We start from the raw sequence: 15,958 nt of genomic DNA, 5'->3' as shown, positions 1-15,958 counted from the left end.
TCTCATATCTCATGTACCGTATGGCAACCGCACAGCGGAGCGTAGTTGTTGGTGAACGAGAGGAAAGACCCATGACCCGTCAGCAGCACCCGGCCGAGGTTCTCGGCCGGCACGCCCTGTCCCGGCGCGGCTTCATCCGGACGGCGGCACAGGCCGGCGTCGCCATGGGCCTGGCGTCTGCGGTGAGCGCCTGCGGCGGCTCGGGCGGCGGCAGCGGCGGTGCCGTCACGCTGCAGTTGTGGGACACCGACACCCGCCCGGAGCGCACGGCCAACCTCAAGAAGCTGATCTCGATGTTCGAGGCCAAGAACCCCGGCATCCGCATCAACTACCTGGGCCTGCCCACTGACCAGTACATGCAGAAGATCAACACCGCGATCGCCACGCGCTCCACACCCGACCTGCTCACCCCGAAGGCGTCCGACCTCGCGGCCCTGGTGGCCCAGAACGCGCTCGCGCCCCTGGACGAACGCCTGAAGAAGGCCGGCCTCGAACAGAACATCTCCGAGCAGATGCTCAAGTCCACCCGGGCCGCCGCCCCCGACGGAAAGCTCTACCTGACGCCCACCACCAGCCTCGCCGACGTGATCTACTATCGGGCCGACTGGTTCAAGGAGGCCGGGCTGAAGCCGCCGACCAGCTGGGCGGACTTCGACGCGGCCGCGAGCCGCCTCACCGACGCCTCCTCCGGCCGCTTCGGCTACACGCTGCGCGGCGGCAACGGTTTCTTCAGCCAGTTCGTGCAGATGGTCTATCCACGCGCGGGCGTGAGCACGTTCTTCCGCGAGGACGGGTCCTCCACGCTGAACGACCCCGCGGTCATCGCCGCCTGCGAGAAGTACGTGGCCCTGTTCGGCAAGCAGACCGCGCGCAGTGACCTGACCGCCGACTTCAAGACCATGGTGGCCCAGTTCGGCAACGGCGGCGCGGCCATGCTGAGCCACAGCATCGGCTCCTACCCCAACCACGTCGCCGCCCTGGGAGCCGAGAAGGTCGGCGCCGTCGCGCCCTTCCCCGGGCCGGACAACCAGGTCCTGACCGGCTGGATGACGACCGGGTTCGCGATGTTCGAGAAGAGCGAACACCAGGAGGAGGCCTGGAAGTTCCTCGCCTACACGATGGAGCCCGAGGGCAACAGCTTCTGGGCCCAGAAGTCCGGATACCTCCCGGGCAACAAGACGGTCGCGAAAGAGAAGTGGGTGACCGAGAACGCCGCCATGAAGGCCGCGCTGGACGCCGCCGCCAAGCCCGGCGTCGTGACCCTGGAACAGCCCTACTACCTGCCGGAATTCAGCTCCATCACCGTCACCGACCTGCTTCCGGAGTGGCAGAAGGTGCTGCAGGGCAGCCTGACGCCCCGTGACTTCCTCACCGCCGCGGCCACGGCCCTGACCACGGCCAAGCGCAAGTACGACAAGGAGCACGGATGAGCTCCACGACCGCCGAACCGGTGCGCCGCCCGCCTGCGGCGCGCCGCCCCACCGGGTCCCGGGCCGGGCACGCGTACCTGCTGATCGCGCCGGCCGTCGTGCTGGTGCTGGTCTTCCTGCTCTACCCCGTGCTCAGCGTCTTCTGGGAGAGCCTGCGCCACCACAACCTCACCCGGCCCCTCGACGACGGGTTCGCCGGGCTGGACAACTACCGGGCACTGCTGGCCGACGAGGTGTTCTGGCGGAGCCTGCGCTTCACCGCCCAGTGGGTGTTCGTGGAGGTGGGGCTGCAGTTCGTGTTCGGCCTGGCGCTGGCGCTGGTGCTGAACCGCACCTTCGTGGGGCGCGGGCTGGCCCGCGCCCTGGCCTTCAGCCCATGGGCGGTGTCGGGCATCCTCACCACGACGATCTGGATCCTGCTCTACAACCCCACCACCGGGATCGGGCACTACCTGGCGTCCATGGGCATCGGCGAGTACGGGACCTCCCTGCTGTCGGAGCCCGGCACGACCTTCTGGGCCTTGGTCATCGCCGAGCTGTGGAAGGGCATCCCGTTCTTCGCCATCCTCATCCTCGCCGACCTGCAGTCGGTGCCGCTGGAGCTGTACGAGGCCGCGAACGTCGACGGCGCCGGGCCGCTGCGCCGGTTCTCGGCGGTGACCTGGCCGCACATCCGCAGGGCCGTGGTCATCGCCACGCTGCTGCGGGCGGTGTGGGAGTTCAACAACGTCGACCTGCTGTACACGATGACCGCCGGCGGCCCGGCGGGTTCGACGACCACGCTGCCGCTCTACGTGGCCCAGACCGCCATCCACGACCAGGACTTCGGCTACGGCTCCGCGCTCACCGTCACGGCGTTCCTGCTGCTGACCTTCGCGTCCATGGTCTACCTGCGCATCAGCTCCGGCGATTCCAAGGAGGGCAAGTGAGCCTCGCCACCCGCGACGACGTCGGACGGGCCCCGGCGCCTGTCGCACCCCCGACCCGGCGGCACGCGGCCCGCAAGCGACGGCGCTCGATGGGCGACCGCCTGATGCTGTGGCTGCCGCTGACGTTGTTCCTGCTTTTCACGCTCGTCCCGTTGTACTGGATGGTGCTGTTCGCCTTCCGGCCACCGGGTTCCACGGCCCTCGTGCCGTGGCCCATCACCCTGGAGAACTTCACCAGGGTCTGGGAGGGCTCGGGCTTCGGCGTCTACTTCCGCAACAGCATCGCCGTCGCGGTCGCCAGCCTCGTCGTCTCGACGGTGATCGGCATGCTCGGCGGGTACGCGCTCGCCCGCCTCACCTTCCGCGGCAAGAACCTCTTCCTGGTCATCATGCTGTGCACCCAGTTCATCCCGGGCGCCATGATGCTCATCCCGCTCTTCCAGATCTTCAACGGGCTCTATCTGACGAACAGCCTGTGGAGCCTGATCATCGCCGACACCGTCTTCCACCTGCCGCTCTCCCTCGTCCTCATGGCGGGCTTCATCAGAAATGTGCCGGTCACCCTGGAGGAGTCGGCTCAGGTGGACGGGTGCGGCCGGATCCGGGCGTTCTGCGCGGTGGTCCTGCCGCTGCTGAAGCCGGGGATCGTCGCCGTCGGGTCCTTCGCGTTCATCAGCGCGTGGAACAACTTCCTGTTCGCCATCATGTTCATCAGTTCGCAGGATCGGTTCACCGTGCCGGTCGGGTTGAGCTATCTGCTGGGTGAGTTCGGCAGCGACTTCGGCGCTCTCGCCGCTGGGGGTCTGATCGCCGTCGCGCCCGTCGTCGTGCTCTTCGCGTACGTCCAGCGCTTTCTCATCCAGGGGTTGAGCGCCGGCGCGGTCAAGGGCTGACGCCGGTGCGCGGTCGAGATCGTCTGGTAGAGGGCCTCTGCAGACCCACTTGTGATCACGGTGGGGTGGTGCCGTTACGCTCTGCACATGGTTGATCTTGTGCTTCGGTCCCGTACCACGGTCACCCCAGACGGCGTCCGCGCGGCCGCCGTCTCGGTGCGCGCGGGGAAGATCGTCTCCATCGACGCCTACGACGCCCCGGCGCCGCAGGCCGCGGAGGATCTCGACCTGGGGGAGACGGCACTGCTGCCCGGCCTCGTGGACACGCATGTACACGTGAACGAGCCAGGGCGTACCGAATGGGAAGGCTTTGCCACCGCCACCCGGGCGGCCGCCGCCGGGGGCGTCACTGCCATTGTGGACATGCCGCTCAACAGCCTGCCGCCCACGGTCAGCACGGAGGCCCTCGACATCAAGCGCCAGGCGGCGGCCGGGCAGATTCACATCGATGTGGGCTTCTGGGGCGGCGCGATCCCCGGCAACGCCCCCGACCTGCCGGGCCTGCACGAGGCCGGGGTCTTCGGCTTCAAGGCCTTCCTCGCCGACTCCGGGGTGCCCGAGTTCCCGCCGCTGGACCCCGGCCTGCTCGCCGAGGCCCTGGCCGCCGTGGACGCGCAGTTCGTCGTCCACGCCGAAGATCCTGACCATCTGCGCGCGGCCGAGGCGTCGGCGGAGTACGCGGACTTCCTGGCGTCGCGGCCCCCGGACGCGGAACACGCCGCCGTCGCTACCGCGATCAAGGCCGCCCGGGACGCGGGCGCGCGCGTCCACATCCTGCACCTCTCCGCGGCCTCGGCACTGCCGCTCATCGCCGAGGCCCGCGCCGAGGGCTTGCGGATCACCGCGGAGACCTGCCCGCACTACCTCACCCTCGACGCCGGGTCCATCCCCGCGGGCGCGACCGAGTTCAAATGCTGCCCGCCCATCCGCGACACCGCCAACCAGGACCAGCTGTGGGCGGCCCTGACGTCCGGCCTCATCACCTGCGTGGTCAGCGACCATTCGCCGTGTACGCCGGATCTGAAGCGCCGGGACACCGGCGACTTCGCCGCGGCCTGGGGTGGCATCGCCTCCGTCCAGCTCGGTCTCCCGGTCATCTGGACAGCCGCCTCCGCGCGCGGGCACACCCTCGCCGACGTGGTCGAATGGATGGCCCGGCGCCCCGCCGACCTGGTCGGGCTCACCGGCAAGGGCCGCATCGCCGTGGGCGGTGACGCCGACCTGGTCGCCTTCGACCCGGCCGCCGAGTGGACGGTCGACGCCGCCGGCCTGCATCATCGCAACCCCGTCACACCGTACGCGGGAAAGACCTTGCGCGGGCGGGTCCGCACGACCTGGCTGCGCGGCGAGGTCGTCACCGGCGAAGCCCCGCGCGGCCGGTTCCTGGTCCGTCCCTGACCGTGCCGGGTCTCTGACACGGAACAGTCCACCGGCGGGCGTCGAGCCCCAGCCGGTGGGCCCTGTCGCGATGATCAGATCAGTCCGGTCAGCTCGTCACGGGAGTAGTGGACGTCCTCCAGCGCGCCGCTGTCGAGCCCGCGCAGCAGGTATCCGGCGAGAGCTCGAGCGGTGGCGGGCTCGTCGAGAATGCCGTCGGACTGCCGGTCGAGGTAGCGGCGCAGGCGGGTCACCGCCGCTTCGGCTCCGTCGGCGAAGAAGGCGTAGGTGGCCGCGTACCGGGTGACAAGCTGGGCGGGGTGCAGGTCCCAGCCCTGGTAGTAGCCGCGTTCCAGAGACCGCCGGACCAAACGGTGGTGCAGCGCCCAGGCCGCCTGGACCTCGGCGCTGTCTCCGACCGGCAGGATGTTGGTCGAGCCGTCGGAGAGCCGGACCCCGGTGCCGGCCACGGCGGCTTGCATGACCGCCTTGGCATGGTCGGCGACAGGATGGTCCATGGCCTGGTACGCGGCGGCGATTCCGGCGGCCGCGCTGTAGTCGTAAGTGCCGTAGTGCAGTCCGACGCAGCGGCCGTCGGCCGCGGTGATGAGCCGGGCGACGGTCGAGCTGCCGTCCGCGCCGAGGATCGCCGACGGCAGCTCGATCTGGATCTCGAAGGTGAGGGCTCCCGGCGGCAGCCCATGACGCCTCTCCAGCAGGTCGAGCAGTGTGACCATGGCGGTGACCTGGTCGTGGCCGCTGACCTTCGGCAGGGTGATCACGAACGGCTCGCTGTAGAGCGATACGAACAGATCCAGTGTGCGTAGCGCCCGATGCCGGGTCGGCGCTTCGAGCGACTTCACGCGCAGGCCGACGAACGGCGGTCGCGGCCCTGCGGTGAGCGCCGCGACGGCGGCGTGGACTGCCGCGTCCTCTTGCTCGTCGTCGCGGACGCCGTAGCCGTCTTCGAAGTCGACGCGCAGGTCCTCGATGGGTTCGGTGATGAGCTTGCGCCGGACGCGGTCCGCCAAGTCCGCCGGGAACGGCAGCGGAGGAAAGGCATCCAGGGCTTCGAGCGCTCGCGGACCCCAGTCGCGGAAGCCGGCGATCTGGTCGGCGGGGATGTAGACGGTGTGCACCGGCTGGCGGCCGGGACTGTCTCCCGGATACCTGTCGGCGAGGAAACCGTCGTGCGCGGCGAGATGGGTGTCGAGAGTCTCGTAGTCCTCGGGGAGAAGCCTCATCAGTCGATCGACCTCGGTCACGGAAAGCGACTTCCCTTCTTGGGGGCGTCCGGCTGAGCCGGTGCGCCGTGTTCGGTGGGCGTGCGGGTTTACATCCCGGTAACGAGCCGACCATCGATCTGGAACATCTGGCCCTAATCTTGTACTACCAGATTGCAGACGGAGCTTATTTTTGCTGGTACTTTACGCAGACAGCGGCCATCTGGTTATACAGAATGAGGGAGTTGGGGCATGTCGAGTCAAGGTGGGGACGCGCAGGGACGGCCCCGCGACTTCCTCGGGTACCAGGGGCAGCCCCCGGCCTTCAGCTGGCCTGAGGGGCGCCGGGTCGCGATCAACCTCGCGATCAACTACGAGGAGGGGACCGAACGCAACCCGCTGCTCGGCGACGAGGAGCGTGACTCGCGGACCTGGGTACGCAGCCAGCTGCCGCCCTCGGAGCGGGATCTGATGCAGGAAGGCGAGTACGAGTACGGCACCCGCGTCGGCATCTGGCGCCTACTGCGCATGTTCGGCGAATACGACTTCCCGTACAGCGTCTTCGTCTCCTCGGAGGCGCTCGCCGTCAACCCGGCGTTCGCGGAACGTCTGCGGACGGAGAACTGCGACATGGTGTCGCACGGCACGCGGTCCATCAGCCGCATCGGGCTCACCGAGGAGCAGGAACGCGCCGACCTGCGCCGGGCGATCGAGCAGACGCTTGAGCTCACCGGCAAGCGCATCCTGGGCGCTTTCCCCCGTCCACCTATCACCACCAACTCACGGCGGGTCATGGCCGAAGAGGGCCTGCTCTACGACTCCGCCACCAGCAACGACGACCGGCCCTACTACACCGACGTGGCCGGTCGGCCGATGCTCGTGCTTCCCTACGCGGTCGACACCAATGACGCGCGCTTCTGGGGCGGCCAGAGCGGGCCGGGGTTCACCGGCTCCACCGACTTCTTCGACTACCTCAAAGCCGCCTTCGACGTCCTCTACGCCGAGTCCGAGACCAGCGGCTCCATGATGTCGATCGGCCTGCACGCCCGCATCATGCGGCCGGGCCGGGCCGACTCGATCAGGCGTTTCCTCGACTACGTCTCGGGCTTCGAGGGCGCCTGGGTCGCCAAGCGCAACGACATCGCCGTCGCGTTCGCCCGGCGGTTCGCCCCGGACAACGCCTGGAACCACCACGCCCTCGACTCGCTCAGCTGAACCACCCCCCGCACAAGAAGGATTCGATACTCATGATCGCTCAGCGCTTCCGGGCCCTTGGCGCAGTCGCCACCGCCACGGTGCTGTTGTCCACCGCGATCGCCTGCTCAAGCTCCGGCTCCAGCGACGGCAAGATCACCCTGACGATCGCCAACTCGCAGTGGCTCGACGCGCTGCGCGGCAAGAACCTCTGGGCCGCCGTCCAGGAGTACGAGAAGACCAACGGCAACGTCAAGCTCAAGCAGGACGCCATCCCGTCCAAGGACTTCGGCTCCAAGATCACCACTCAGCTCGGCGCCGGGCAGGGCGCCGACGTGATCATCGCGCAGGACGGTGTCTTCGTCACCGCGGCTGCCGGCGGCTCGTTCGTGCCGCTGACCTCGGTCGTGCAGAAGGCCACCGGCCTCAACGACACCAGCGACGCCGGTGTCGTCAACGGCACCCAGTACGGCGTGGCCTGGCAGCGGGCAGCGTACGCCCTGGTCTACAACAAGACGCTGCTCGCCCAGGCGGGGATCACCGAACCTCCGGCCACCGTCGACGAGTTGATCGCCGCCGCCAAGGCCGTCAAGGCCAAGACCGGCGCCGTGGGCCTGGCCACCCGGAACAGCAACGCCGACCCGAGCTGGTACCTCGACTTCGAGAACTGGCTCTACGGCTACGGCGGCGGCGTCTTCTCCGCCGACGGCAAGATCACCGTCAACACACCGCAGAACGTCGCCGCGGTCACCGCGTTCAAGAAGATGTACGACGCCGGCATCCTGGCCACGGGCGACGACATGACCACCTCGCGGACCCGGTTCAAGGCCGGCAAGGTCGCCTTCGTGTTCGACAACAGCGGCGGCACGCTCAACATGGCGACGGGCGGCAGTGTCCCGTCCAAGGACGTCGGTGTCACACCCCTGCCGTTCGCCAACCCCGGCGCGCACCAGCAGATCCTGGTCGGCGTCAACAAGAACTCCAAGAACGTGCGGGCCGCGACCGACTTCGTCACCTGGCTGATGTCCGGCGCCGGGCAGAGCGCGCTGCGTAACGCCTCTGGCCCGGACACCCTGGCCACCGATGTCGCCCAGACGAAGTCCTTCGTCGCGGACAACCCGTGGGCGCCGACCTTCGAGGAGGTTGCCCCGAAGTCGAAGAGCCTGCTGGTCACCGGGCACGAGACCAAGACCGCGGCGATCTTCGCGCCGGTGATGGACGCCGTCGAGAGCGTGGTGGTCTCCGGCGCCGACCCGGCGACCGCTCTGGCCGCGGCGCAGGGCAAGGCCGAGGCCGCGGCCAAGTAGGCGTGGCAAGCCCGGCACGAGGCGGAAGGAAAGCGGATGCCGCAGAGTACGAAGCTGCGCAAGGTCACGCCGTACGCGTTCATCGCGTTGCCGTTGGCCTACATGACGGTCATCATCATCGGGCCCGCTGTCGCTGAGATCTGGACCAGCTTCACGGACTCGACCACGGCCGACCCGACCAGCGGGACGTTCATCGGGCTCGGCAACTACCGGGACATCATCGGCTCCGGCGAACTCCTGAGAACACTGATCACCACAGTGTGCTTCATGCTGGGCACCGTCGCTCTGACGGTGCTGCTGGGGACAACCGCCGCCGTGCTGCTGGACAGGCCGTTCCGCGGCCGCGGCGCGGCGCGTTCGATCCTGACGTTCGGCTGGGCGGTTCCACCGGTCGCGACGGCACTGGGCTGGTCGTGGTTGTACAACCAGCAGAGCGGCGTGCTGAACGAGATCCTCGGCCTTCTCGGGCTGCCGTCCCAGGCGTGGCTGACGTCCGAGGACTCGGCGTTGTTCTCGGTGATCGCCGCGGTGGTCTGGCAGTTCTCACCGTTCGTCATGCTGGTCGTGCTCGCCACCTTGCAGTCGGTGCCCGAAGAGGTGGTCGAGGCGGCCCGGATCGACAAGGCCGACGCGCTGAACGTCTTCCGCGCGGTGACGCTCCCGCACATCAAGCCGGCGATACGGCTGGCGGCGCTCCTCATCGGAATCTGGTCGATGCGGATGTTCGAACTGATCTTCCTGCTCACGGGCGGTGGCCCACTGAACTCCACCAGCACGCTCGTGGTGAGCCTGCAACAAGCCGCCTTCCGCGACTACTCGCTGGGCAAGGCCGCCGCGTTCGGCGTCATCGGGCTGATGCTCTCGCTGCTCGTCGCCGCCGTCTACCAGTACTTCGAGAAGCGGGAAGCAAGAGGTGCCGCACAATGACGATGCTGAGATCGGTGGCCCGGACGGGATGGTCCGCTCTTCGATACATCGCGGTCACGGTCATGGTGATCATGGCCGGGTTCCCGCTCTACTGGATGCTCAACACGGCGCTGGCGTCCGACGACGACCTGTACGGCTCCGGCCAGAAGTTCCTGCTCCAGCTCCAGAACTTCCCGAACCTGCTGGAGAAGCTGGGGGAAGTGGAGCTGGGGACATGGGTGTCGAACTCGGTCCTCATCGCGTTCGGCACCACGCTGCTCGCTCTCACGCTCGGCTCGCTCGCCGGCTACGCGCTGAGCCGCTTCCGGTTCCGCGGTAAGGGCTTCACCGGATTCCTGATGTTCTCCACCCAGGTGCTGCCCGAGGCGCTCATCCTCGTGCCGCTCTACACCGTCTTCATCAAGCTGGGGCTGCTCAACAACCTCGGCGGCCTGGTCCTCGCCGACACCGCGTTCGTGCTGCCCGTCACCGCCTTCGTGCTCAAGGGCGCCATGGACAAGATCCCGTACGAGCTGGAGGAGTCAGCCATGATCGACAAGTGTCCCCGGCTGTCGATCCTGACGATGATCGTCCTTCCGATCATCGCGCCCAGCGTGGCGGCGGCCGCGGTCGTCGCGTTCTTCGCCGGATGGAACGAATACCTGTTCGCCGCCACGTTCGTCTCTGACCGCGAACTGTGGCCGGCCAGTGTCGGGCTCGCCTCCTTCATCGGACAGAACGAAACACCGATGTCGGCGATCATGGGCTCCGCCCTGGTGTTCGCGATCCCGGCCATCACCTTCTTCCTGCTCGTGCAACGACGCATCATCGCCGGCATCGCCTCCGGCGCCGTGAAGGGTTGACCATGCCTGCACTCAAGTTCGAACAGGTCTCCAAGTCCTATGGGGTCAACGAGATCATCAACTCCTTCGACGCCGAGGTCGAGGACGGCGAGTTCCTTGTCCTGCTCGGGCCGTCGGGCTGTGGGAAGTCGACGCTGCTGCGCATGATCGCCGGGCTGACCGACATCACCTCCGGAAAGCTGCTCTTCGACGGCGAACCGGCCAACGACTGGCCGGTGGCACAACGCAAGATCGCCTTCGTCTTCCAGTCGTACGCGCTCTACCCGCACATGAGCGTGCGGGACAACATCGCGTTCCCGCTCGTGATGGAGGCTTTCAGGCCCCAGTACCACGTACCGGTGATCAACGCGATCATGCGCCGGCGCATCGCGAAGCGACCCGATGTGCGCGAGCAGGTCGAGAACCTGGCTCGTTCCTTCGAGCTCGACCATCTGCTCGACCGGCGCCCCGCCAACCTCTCCGGAGGGCAGCGCCAGCGGGTCGCCCTGGCCCGAGCCCTGATCCGCGACCCGTCGCTCTACCTGCTCGACGAGCCGCTGTCGAACCTCGACGCCAAGTTGCGCGCCCAGATGCGAGCCCAGATCTCCGCGCTGCACCACGAGGTCGGCAAGACGTTCATCTACGTCACACACGACCAGATCGAAGCGATGACCATGGCCACCCGCATCGCGATCATGGACAAGGGCGTCGTCCAGCAGTTCGGCACCCCCGACGACATCTACAAACGACCCGCCAACACGTTCGTCGCACGCTTCGTCGGCTCCCCGCCGATGAACCTGCTTCCCGTACTCCGCGACGGCCCCCAATTGCGTCACCACGGCGGCGCGACCTGGACCCACACCGGGCCACTGCCGACCGGCGGCGAACACATCTTCGGCATCCGGCCAGAGAAGCTCCGCGCCGTTGAGAAGGGGGCCGCGGGAGCGATCCCCGTCGAGGTGATGTCGGTCGAGCGGCTCGGCGGCGAGGCACAGATCGGCTGCCGGGTGATCCACGAACACCAGGACCACGAACGCCGTCTGGCCGGCTCCGACGAACTGCTCTGGGCCAAGGTCGCCCCCGACATCGACGTCTCCGTCGGTGACCACCGCAGGCTCGACTACACCCCCGCCGATGTCACCTGGTTCGACCCGGCCACCACCCAGCGGGTCGACCTCGAAACGCTGCAAGGAGCACACGCATGACCCAGCCGTTCCGGATCGCCGCGACCGGCCACAGCCTCAACTACCTGCCGGAATACATGGCGGCACACCGCGGCTACTTCGAGCACGAGGGCCTGGCCGTCGACGCCGTCGTCCCCAGTCCCTGGGACCTCGTGCTCACCGAGCTCGCCGCCGGCACCAGCCAGGCCGCGCTCGGCGGCATCTGGGTGCCGAGCATGTACTTCGGTCGTAGCTCTCGCTACACCCCGTTCGCGCAGGTCGCCAACCGTGCGCCCCTGGCCCTGGTCGGGCGCGGTGACCCGGCGTCGTTCAGCCTGACCGACCTCGTCGGCGGCACCGTGCTGATGAAGGGCAGCAACGGCGCCAGCGTGGGGCTCTACCTCAAGATGCTGCTCGCGGAGAACGACATAGACGCTCGCGACGTACGTTTCATCCAGGACCTCGATGGGGCGATGCTCAGCGAACTGTTCGTCGGTGGCATGGGCGACTACCTGCTCATCGACTACCCGAACGCGTCCAAGCTCGCGGGGTCCCATGATGTCGCCGTCGTCCGGGCGTTCGCCGAGGCCGGCGGCGACATCCCCTGGAGCGTCTACTACACGCTCAGGGAGCCCACCGACGAGCAGCGCGACCTGCACACCCGCTTCTTCCGGGCGCTGGGCAGAGGCATGGCCGACGTACTCGACGCCCCTGCCGACACCTACGCCGACCTGCTGACCAGTCTGTTCCCGAAGTTCGACATCGGCCTGCTGGTGGCCCTGACCGACCAGTACCGTACGTGGGGCATGTGGACCACGCCCGAGATCAACCGAGCCGGCTACGACCGCTGGCAAGCCGGCATCGCGCTCGGCGGACTGGTCTCCCAGCCGCTCGGCTACGACGTGCTGATCGACTCCGTGCCGGCCACGCGCGCATCGCGGGAAGTCACCCCGTGAGGCTGCTCGTGGTCAACTGCAACACCTCCAGCGAGGTCACCGCGACGATCGTCACGAACGCGCGCGCCGCCGCCGGACCCGGCACCGAGATCATCGGCATCCAGCCGGCGTGGGGCCCGGAATCCGCCGAGGGCTACTTCGAGAGCTTCGTGTCCGCGGCCGCCGTACTCGACGCCGTCGCGACCTACCCGGAGCCCTTCGACGCGGTCGTGATGGCCGGGTTCGGCGAGCACGGCCGCGAGGGCGCCCGCCAGCTCATCACCCAGCCGGTCGTGGACATCACCGAGGCGGCCGCGCAGGTCGCGAGCCTCGTCTCGCACCGGTTCGGCGTCGTGACCACCATGGCGACCGCGATACCGGGGATCGAGGAGAGCCTGCGCAACAGCGGGCTGGGCGAGCGCTGCACCGCCGTCGTGGCCACCGACGTGCCCGTCGTGTCGATCCACGACAGCGGCGACGAGCTCGTCGAGACGCTGTCCCGCGCCGCCGAGACGCTGTTGGACCGCGGCGCCGACGCCATCGTGCTGGGCTGCGCCGGCTTCGCCGGCCTCGACCAACTGCTCGAACAGCGGCTCGGCGTGCCGGTCATCGACCCGGTCGCCAGCGCGGTCGTCATCGCCCAGTCGCTCGTCTCGCTCGGTAAGAAGACCAGCAAGAAAGGTGCGTTCGCGCCGCCGAACGATGCGAAACGATGGGTCGGCTGGCCCGTGTCACAGCGGACAGCACTCACGAGCAACGCCGACAGGAGGTAGCGATGGACGTCCCCCTGAGCGGTGCCGACGCGGTGGCATCTGCGCCGAACAGTGCCGACGCGGTGGCATCAGCGCCGAACGGCGCCGACGCGGTGGCATCAGCGCCGAGCCCGAACAGCGTGCTGCAACGCGTCTACGACGGGATCCGGCACGGCATCATCACCGGTACGATCGCGCAGGGCACGCGGCTGAACGAGAATCGCTTCGCCGAGAGCTTCGAGGTCTCGCGGGTGCCGATCAGGGAGGCGATCCGTCGTCTGGAGCACGACGGCTTCGTCATCGCCGAGCCTCGCCGCAGCGCCGTGGTCAGCACCTGGACCGCCGATCGCGTCATCGACCTGTTCGACGCTCGGCTCGCCCTGGAGGTCGAGGCCGCCCGCTACGCCGCCCGGCGGGTCCGGGAGGGTGCCTCGACAGCCGGCCTCGCGCGCCGGCTCGCCGCGACGGAGCAGTCCATCGCGTCCGGCGACCACTTGGAGATCGCCAAGGCCAGCACCCAGTTCCACATCGAAGTCGTCGAACTCACCCAGAACCGGCTGCTGCGCTCGTTGATGCGCACCATCTCCCACGAGATGATCTGGCTGTTCTACCTGACCTCCCAGCGAGACGCGCGGAAAGCCTGCGACGAGCACCACGACATGCTCGACGCCATCGCCTCGGGCAAGGAAGAACTCGCCCGCACCGTCACCTACACCCACATCGAACGAGGCAGGGAGCCGTCGCTGGCCAACTTCGACAGGGGCGGGCCGGGGCCCGCGTGAATGCGATGGCCGAGCTGTTGCCCGAGGCCGCCTGGATCCGCGACGACACCTTGCGCTCCACCGTCCTGCGGATCTGGGAACAGGCGTGGCGAACCAGCGGATGGGACACCGTCACCGCCTGCCCCAAAGGTCCTGACCTGCCCGGTCACAGCCTCGTCGAGCATTCCCGGTCCGTTGCGCGCCTGGCCCACTCGATGGCGGAGATCCTCGCTCAGCGTGACACCGTCGTCGTGGACTCCGACGCGGTCCTCACGATCGCGCTGCTGCACGACGTGAGCAAGTTGCACGAGTTCCAGCCCATCCCCGGCGGTGCCGCCCGATCCGTTGTCGGGCATCGCTACCAGCACGGCTTCCTGGCCGCGTTCTGGATGCACGAAGCCGGGCTGCCGATCGACCTCGTGCACGCGGTGATCGCTCACACCGACCTGTCCACCGTCCTGCCTCAGACTCAGGAAGCACTCATCGTGCACTACGCCGACTTCGCCGACTCGGACAGCGTCCTGCTGCACGAAGGTCAGCCTCTGTTCTGCAAGAACACCGGCCGGACGACCCTGCGATGAACGCTCCCGGAAAGACATCCATGACAACACCGGTCAATCTCGCCTCCCGTGGCCTCGGCGCCGCGGTCCTCGCCGCCAACGACGAGTTCTTCGTCGCCAAGGAGAACCTCATCCACGACGGGCCCGCCCGCCACGACGGCGGCAGTGGCCCGCGCGGCGCCCTCTACGACGGGTGGGAAACCCGCCGGCGCCGCGACGGCGGTACCGACTGGGTGATCGTCCGGCTGGCGGTACCCGGGATCATCTCCGCTGTCGTTGTCGACACGGCCTATTTCACCGGCAACTATCCGGCCGCGGTCTCTGTCGACGCCGGCACCTTCGATCCTGGTGAGCCCTGGGACACCGAACAGGGCTGGCGCGAGATCGTCGACCGCTCGCCGTGCCAAGGCGACACCGCCAACCAGTACACGGTCAGCGATGACACCATCGCGACGCACGTGCGCCTGCGGATCCACCCCGACGGCGGCGTCGCGCGGTTGCGGGTCCTGGGCGACGTGGTCCTCGACCCCCGCTCGGTGAGCGAATACTTCGACAGCGCCGCGTTGCTGTCCGGCGCGACCGTCACCGAGGTCAGCGACGGCTTCTACAGCCCACCGGACAACACTCTGCGGCCCGGCCTCGCCGGTGCGACCAAAGACGGCTGGGAGACCCGCCGCCGCCGCGACGACGGACACGACTGGATGGTGATCAAGCTCGGCGCGGCCTGCCACCCCGTGCTGGCGGAGATCGACACCACCCACTTCATCGGGAACGCCCCCGACGCCTGTTCTCTCGAGATCGCCGACAGGGATCCGCGGACCGACGGCGACTGGACAACGGTGCTGCCCCGCACGCCGCTGGAGGGCGACCGGAGGCAACGCTTCGTCCTGCCCTCCGGTACGCACGCACGCTACCTGCGGGTACACATCCATCCGGACGGTGGTCTCGCCCGTCTGCGCCTGGAGAGCTGGCTGAGCCCCAGCGGCCGTGCGGATCTCCTCATTCGCTGGCTGCGACACTGTCCTGAGCCGTTCCTGCGTGCATGGTGCGCCGCGAAGGGCGTCTCTGCCGAGGGAACGGAGCGGCTGACAGCGGTGCGCCGCGACCTGTCCGTCGTCGCTACCGATGTCGCGGGCGTCTGGGCGGCCGCCGGGTTGGATCCGGCCGATGCCGGCTTGCTTGAAGACCTGGTCTTTCCCACTCTCGCGCACCGATCAGCGATATCGCCGGCCTCGTCGTCTCGACGGTGATCGGCATGCTCGGCGGGTACGCGCCCGCCTGCCGTCGCTGAAGCCGGGGATCGTCGCCGTCGGGTCCTTCGCGTTCATCAGCGCGTGGAACAACTTCCTGTTCGCCATCATGTTCATCAGTTCGCCGGACCGGTTCACCGTGCCGGTCGGGTTGAGCGCCGGCGCGGTCAAGGGCTGACGCCGGTGATCTGGTCGTCGGCGGTCCGGCCGAAGGCGTCCCAGCCGGCGGTGGCGGTCGGCGGCGGGCTCTCGCGGAGCTCGGCGAGCAGGCCCGGCAACTCGGCGGCGACGGTGGCCCGCGCGGCGGGCCGAGATCGAGAGGGCCGTGGCCGCGGCGGACTTTGATCCGTAGGTTCCGGGTTCGAGCCCCGGGCGCCCTACCAGCAACGACCTGGGCGGGCTCTCCGATCCTTGTGATCAGGAGGCCCGCCCAGTC

The 15,958-nt window shown here is 68.5% G+C and carries 15 protein-coding genes; 14 read left to right on the top strand and 1 reads right to left on the bottom strand.

The window, feature by feature from the left end:
• The first annotated feature begins 71 nt into the window (after nt 1-71).
• From ACQP2T_RS35930 to allB, 4 genes are all read left to right on the top strand, one after another.
• Entirely contained in the window at nt 72-1,430 is a 1,359-nt protein-coding gene (locus ACQP2T_RS35930; protein WP_433509338.1) for an ABC transporter substrate-binding protein, read from the top strand.
• Nucleotides 1,427-2,359, top strand: a complete 933-nt coding sequence (locus ACQP2T_RS35925; protein WP_433509337.1) for a carbohydrate ABC transporter permease — start codon at nt 1,427-1,429, stop codon at nt 2,357-2,359. Before ACQP2T_RS35930 ends, ACQP2T_RS35925 begins: the two co-directional genes overlap by 4 nt.
• Entirely contained in the window at nt 2,356-3,252 is an 897-nt protein-coding gene (locus tag ACQP2T_RS35920; protein WP_433509336.1) for a carbohydrate ABC transporter permease, read from the top strand. Before ACQP2T_RS35925 ends, ACQP2T_RS35920 begins: the two co-directional genes overlap by 4 nt.
• Before the next feature lie 87 nt (nt 3,253-3,339).
• Nucleotides 3,340-4,650 carry an allantoinase AllB gene (allB, locus tag ACQP2T_RS35915; protein WP_433509335.1) on the top strand — a complete coding sequence of 437 codons (1,311 nt, stop codon included), beginning with the start codon at nt 3,340-3,342 and terminating at the stop codon, nt 4,648-4,650.
• 74 nt (nt 4,651-4,724) lie between these two features.
• Here allB and ACQP2T_RS35910 read toward each other — a convergent pair whose 3' ends face one another.
• A complete protein-coding gene (locus tag ACQP2T_RS35910) occupies nt 4,725-5,873 on the bottom strand; it encodes a DUF6986 family protein (RefSeq protein WP_433509334.1) in 1,149 nt (382 codons plus the stop codon).
• Nucleotides 5,874-6,104: 231 nt separating this feature from the next.
• Between ACQP2T_RS35910 and ACQP2T_RS35905 the strand changes: the two genes are divergently transcribed.
• The 10 genes from ACQP2T_RS35905 to alc are packed head-to-tail and all read left to right on the top strand — an operon-like array spanning nt 6,105 to nt 15,522.
• Nucleotides 6,105-7,067 carry a polysaccharide deacetylase family protein gene (locus ACQP2T_RS35905; RefSeq protein WP_433509333.1) on the top strand — a complete coding sequence of 321 codons (963 nt, stop codon included), beginning with the start codon at nt 6,105-6,107 and terminating at the stop codon, nt 7,065-7,067.
• 32 nt (nt 7,068-7,099) lie between these two features.
• Nucleotides 7,100-8,353: an ABC transporter substrate-binding protein gene (locus ACQP2T_RS35900; protein WP_433509332.1), complete on the top strand. Its 1,254-nt coding sequence runs from the start codon at nt 7,100-7,102 to the stop codon at nt 8,351-8,353.
• Between the two features lie 36 nt (nt 8,354-8,389).
• Entirely contained in the window at nt 8,390-9,280 is an 891-nt protein-coding gene (locus tag ACQP2T_RS35895) for a carbohydrate ABC transporter permease (RefSeq protein ID WP_433509331.1), read from the top strand.
• Complete coding sequence (locus ACQP2T_RS35890) at nt 9,277-10,122, top strand: carbohydrate ABC transporter permease (RefSeq protein ID WP_433509330.1); 846 nt, start codon at nt 9,277-9,279, stop codon at nt 10,120-10,122. The genes ACQP2T_RS35895 and ACQP2T_RS35890 overlap by 4 nt, the downstream gene beginning before the upstream one ends.
• Before the next feature lie 2 nt (nt 10,123-10,124).
• A complete protein-coding gene (locus ACQP2T_RS35885; RefSeq protein ID WP_433509329.1) occupies nt 10,125-11,306 on the top strand; it encodes an ABC transporter ATP-binding protein in 1,182 nt (393 codons plus the stop codon).
• Complete coding sequence (locus ACQP2T_RS35880) at nt 11,303-12,220, top strand: ABC transporter substrate-binding protein (protein WP_433509328.1); 918 nt, start codon at nt 11,303-11,305, stop codon at nt 12,218-12,220. Before ACQP2T_RS35885 ends, ACQP2T_RS35880 begins: the two co-directional genes overlap by 4 nt.
• Entirely contained in the window at nt 12,217-12,972 is a 756-nt protein-coding gene (locus ACQP2T_RS35875; protein WP_433509327.1) for an aspartate/glutamate racemase family protein, read from the top strand. The genes ACQP2T_RS35880 and ACQP2T_RS35875 overlap by 4 nt, the downstream gene beginning before the upstream one ends.
• Before the next feature lie 2 nt (nt 12,973-12,974).
• Nucleotides 12,975-13,733: a GntR family transcriptional regulator gene (locus tag ACQP2T_RS35870; RefSeq protein WP_433509326.1), complete on the top strand. Its 759-nt coding sequence runs from the start codon at nt 12,975-12,977 to the stop codon at nt 13,731-13,733.
• Between the two features lie 5 nt (nt 13,734-13,738).
• Nucleotides 13,739-14,293, top strand: a complete 555-nt coding sequence (locus ACQP2T_RS35865; protein WP_433509325.1) for an HD domain-containing protein — start codon at nt 13,739-13,741, stop codon at nt 14,291-14,293.
• Between the two features lie 20 nt (nt 14,294-14,313).
• Nucleotides 14,314-15,522, top strand: coding sequence for an allantoicase (alc, locus tag ACQP2T_RS35860; RefSeq protein ID WP_433509324.1), 1,209 nt, complete (start codon nt 14,314-14,316; stop codon nt 15,520-15,522).
• The last annotated feature ends 436 nt before the right edge of the window (nt 15,523-15,958 follow it).

This window comes from Nonomuraea sp. CA-143628, from assembly GCF_050942315.1.
Lineage (GTDB): Bacteria > Actinomycetota > Actinomycetes > Streptosporangiales > Streptosporangiaceae > Nonomuraea.
Note: the sequence above shows the minus strand (reverse complement) of the source record. Positions and strands in the feature narration are given on the sequence as shown.

What these genes read in the sequence shown, in the direction of transcription:
- ACQP2T_RS35870 (WP_433509326.1), top strand. Translation starts at nt 12,975, where the DNA reads ATGGACGTCCCCCTGAGCGGTGCCGACGCGGTGGCATCTGCGCCGAAC.
- ACQP2T_RS35930 (WP_433509338.1), top strand. Translation starts at nt 72, where the DNA reads ATGACCCGTCAGCAGCACCCGGCCGAGGTTCTCGGCCGGCACGCCCTG.
- ACQP2T_RS35910 (WP_433509334.1), bottom strand. Translation starts at nt 5,873, where the DNA reads ATGAGGCTTCTCCCCGAGGACTACGAGACTCTCGACACCCATCTCGCC.
- ACQP2T_RS35905 (WP_433509333.1), top strand. Translation starts at nt 6,105, where the DNA reads ATGTCGAGTCAAGGTGGGGACGCGCAGGGACGGCCCCGCGACTTCCTC.
- ACQP2T_RS35900 (WP_433509332.1), top strand. Translation starts at nt 7,100, where the DNA reads ATGATCGCTCAGCGCTTCCGGGCCCTTGGCGCAGTCGCCACCGCCACG.
- ACQP2T_RS35925 (WP_433509337.1), top strand. Translation starts at nt 1,427, where the DNA reads ATGAGCTCCACGACCGCCGAACCGGTGCGCCGCCCGCCTGCGGCGCGC.
- allB (WP_433509335.1), top strand. Translation starts at nt 3,340, where the DNA reads ATGGTTGATCTTGTGCTTCGGTCCCGTACCACGGTCACCCCAGACGGC.
- ACQP2T_RS35865 (WP_433509325.1), top strand. Translation starts at nt 13,739, where the DNA reads ATGGCCGAGCTGTTGCCCGAGGCCGCCTGGATCCGCGACGACACCTTG.
- ACQP2T_RS35885 (WP_433509329.1), top strand. Translation starts at nt 10,125, where the DNA reads ATGCCTGCACTCAAGTTCGAACAGGTCTCCAAGTCCTATGGGGTCAAC.
- ACQP2T_RS35890 (WP_433509330.1), top strand. Translation starts at nt 9,277, where the DNA reads ATGACGATGCTGAGATCGGTGGCCCGGACGGGATGGTCCGCTCTTCGA.
- ACQP2T_RS35895 (WP_433509331.1), top strand. Translation starts at nt 8,390, where the DNA reads ATGCCGCAGAGTACGAAGCTGCGCAAGGTCACGCCGTACGCGTTCATC.
- ACQP2T_RS35880 (WP_433509328.1), top strand. Translation starts at nt 11,303, where the DNA reads ATGACCCAGCCGTTCCGGATCGCCGCGACCGGCCACAGCCTCAACTAC.
- alc (WP_433509324.1), top strand. Translation starts at nt 14,314, where the DNA reads ATGACAACACCGGTCAATCTCGCCTCCCGTGGCCTCGGCGCCGCGGTC.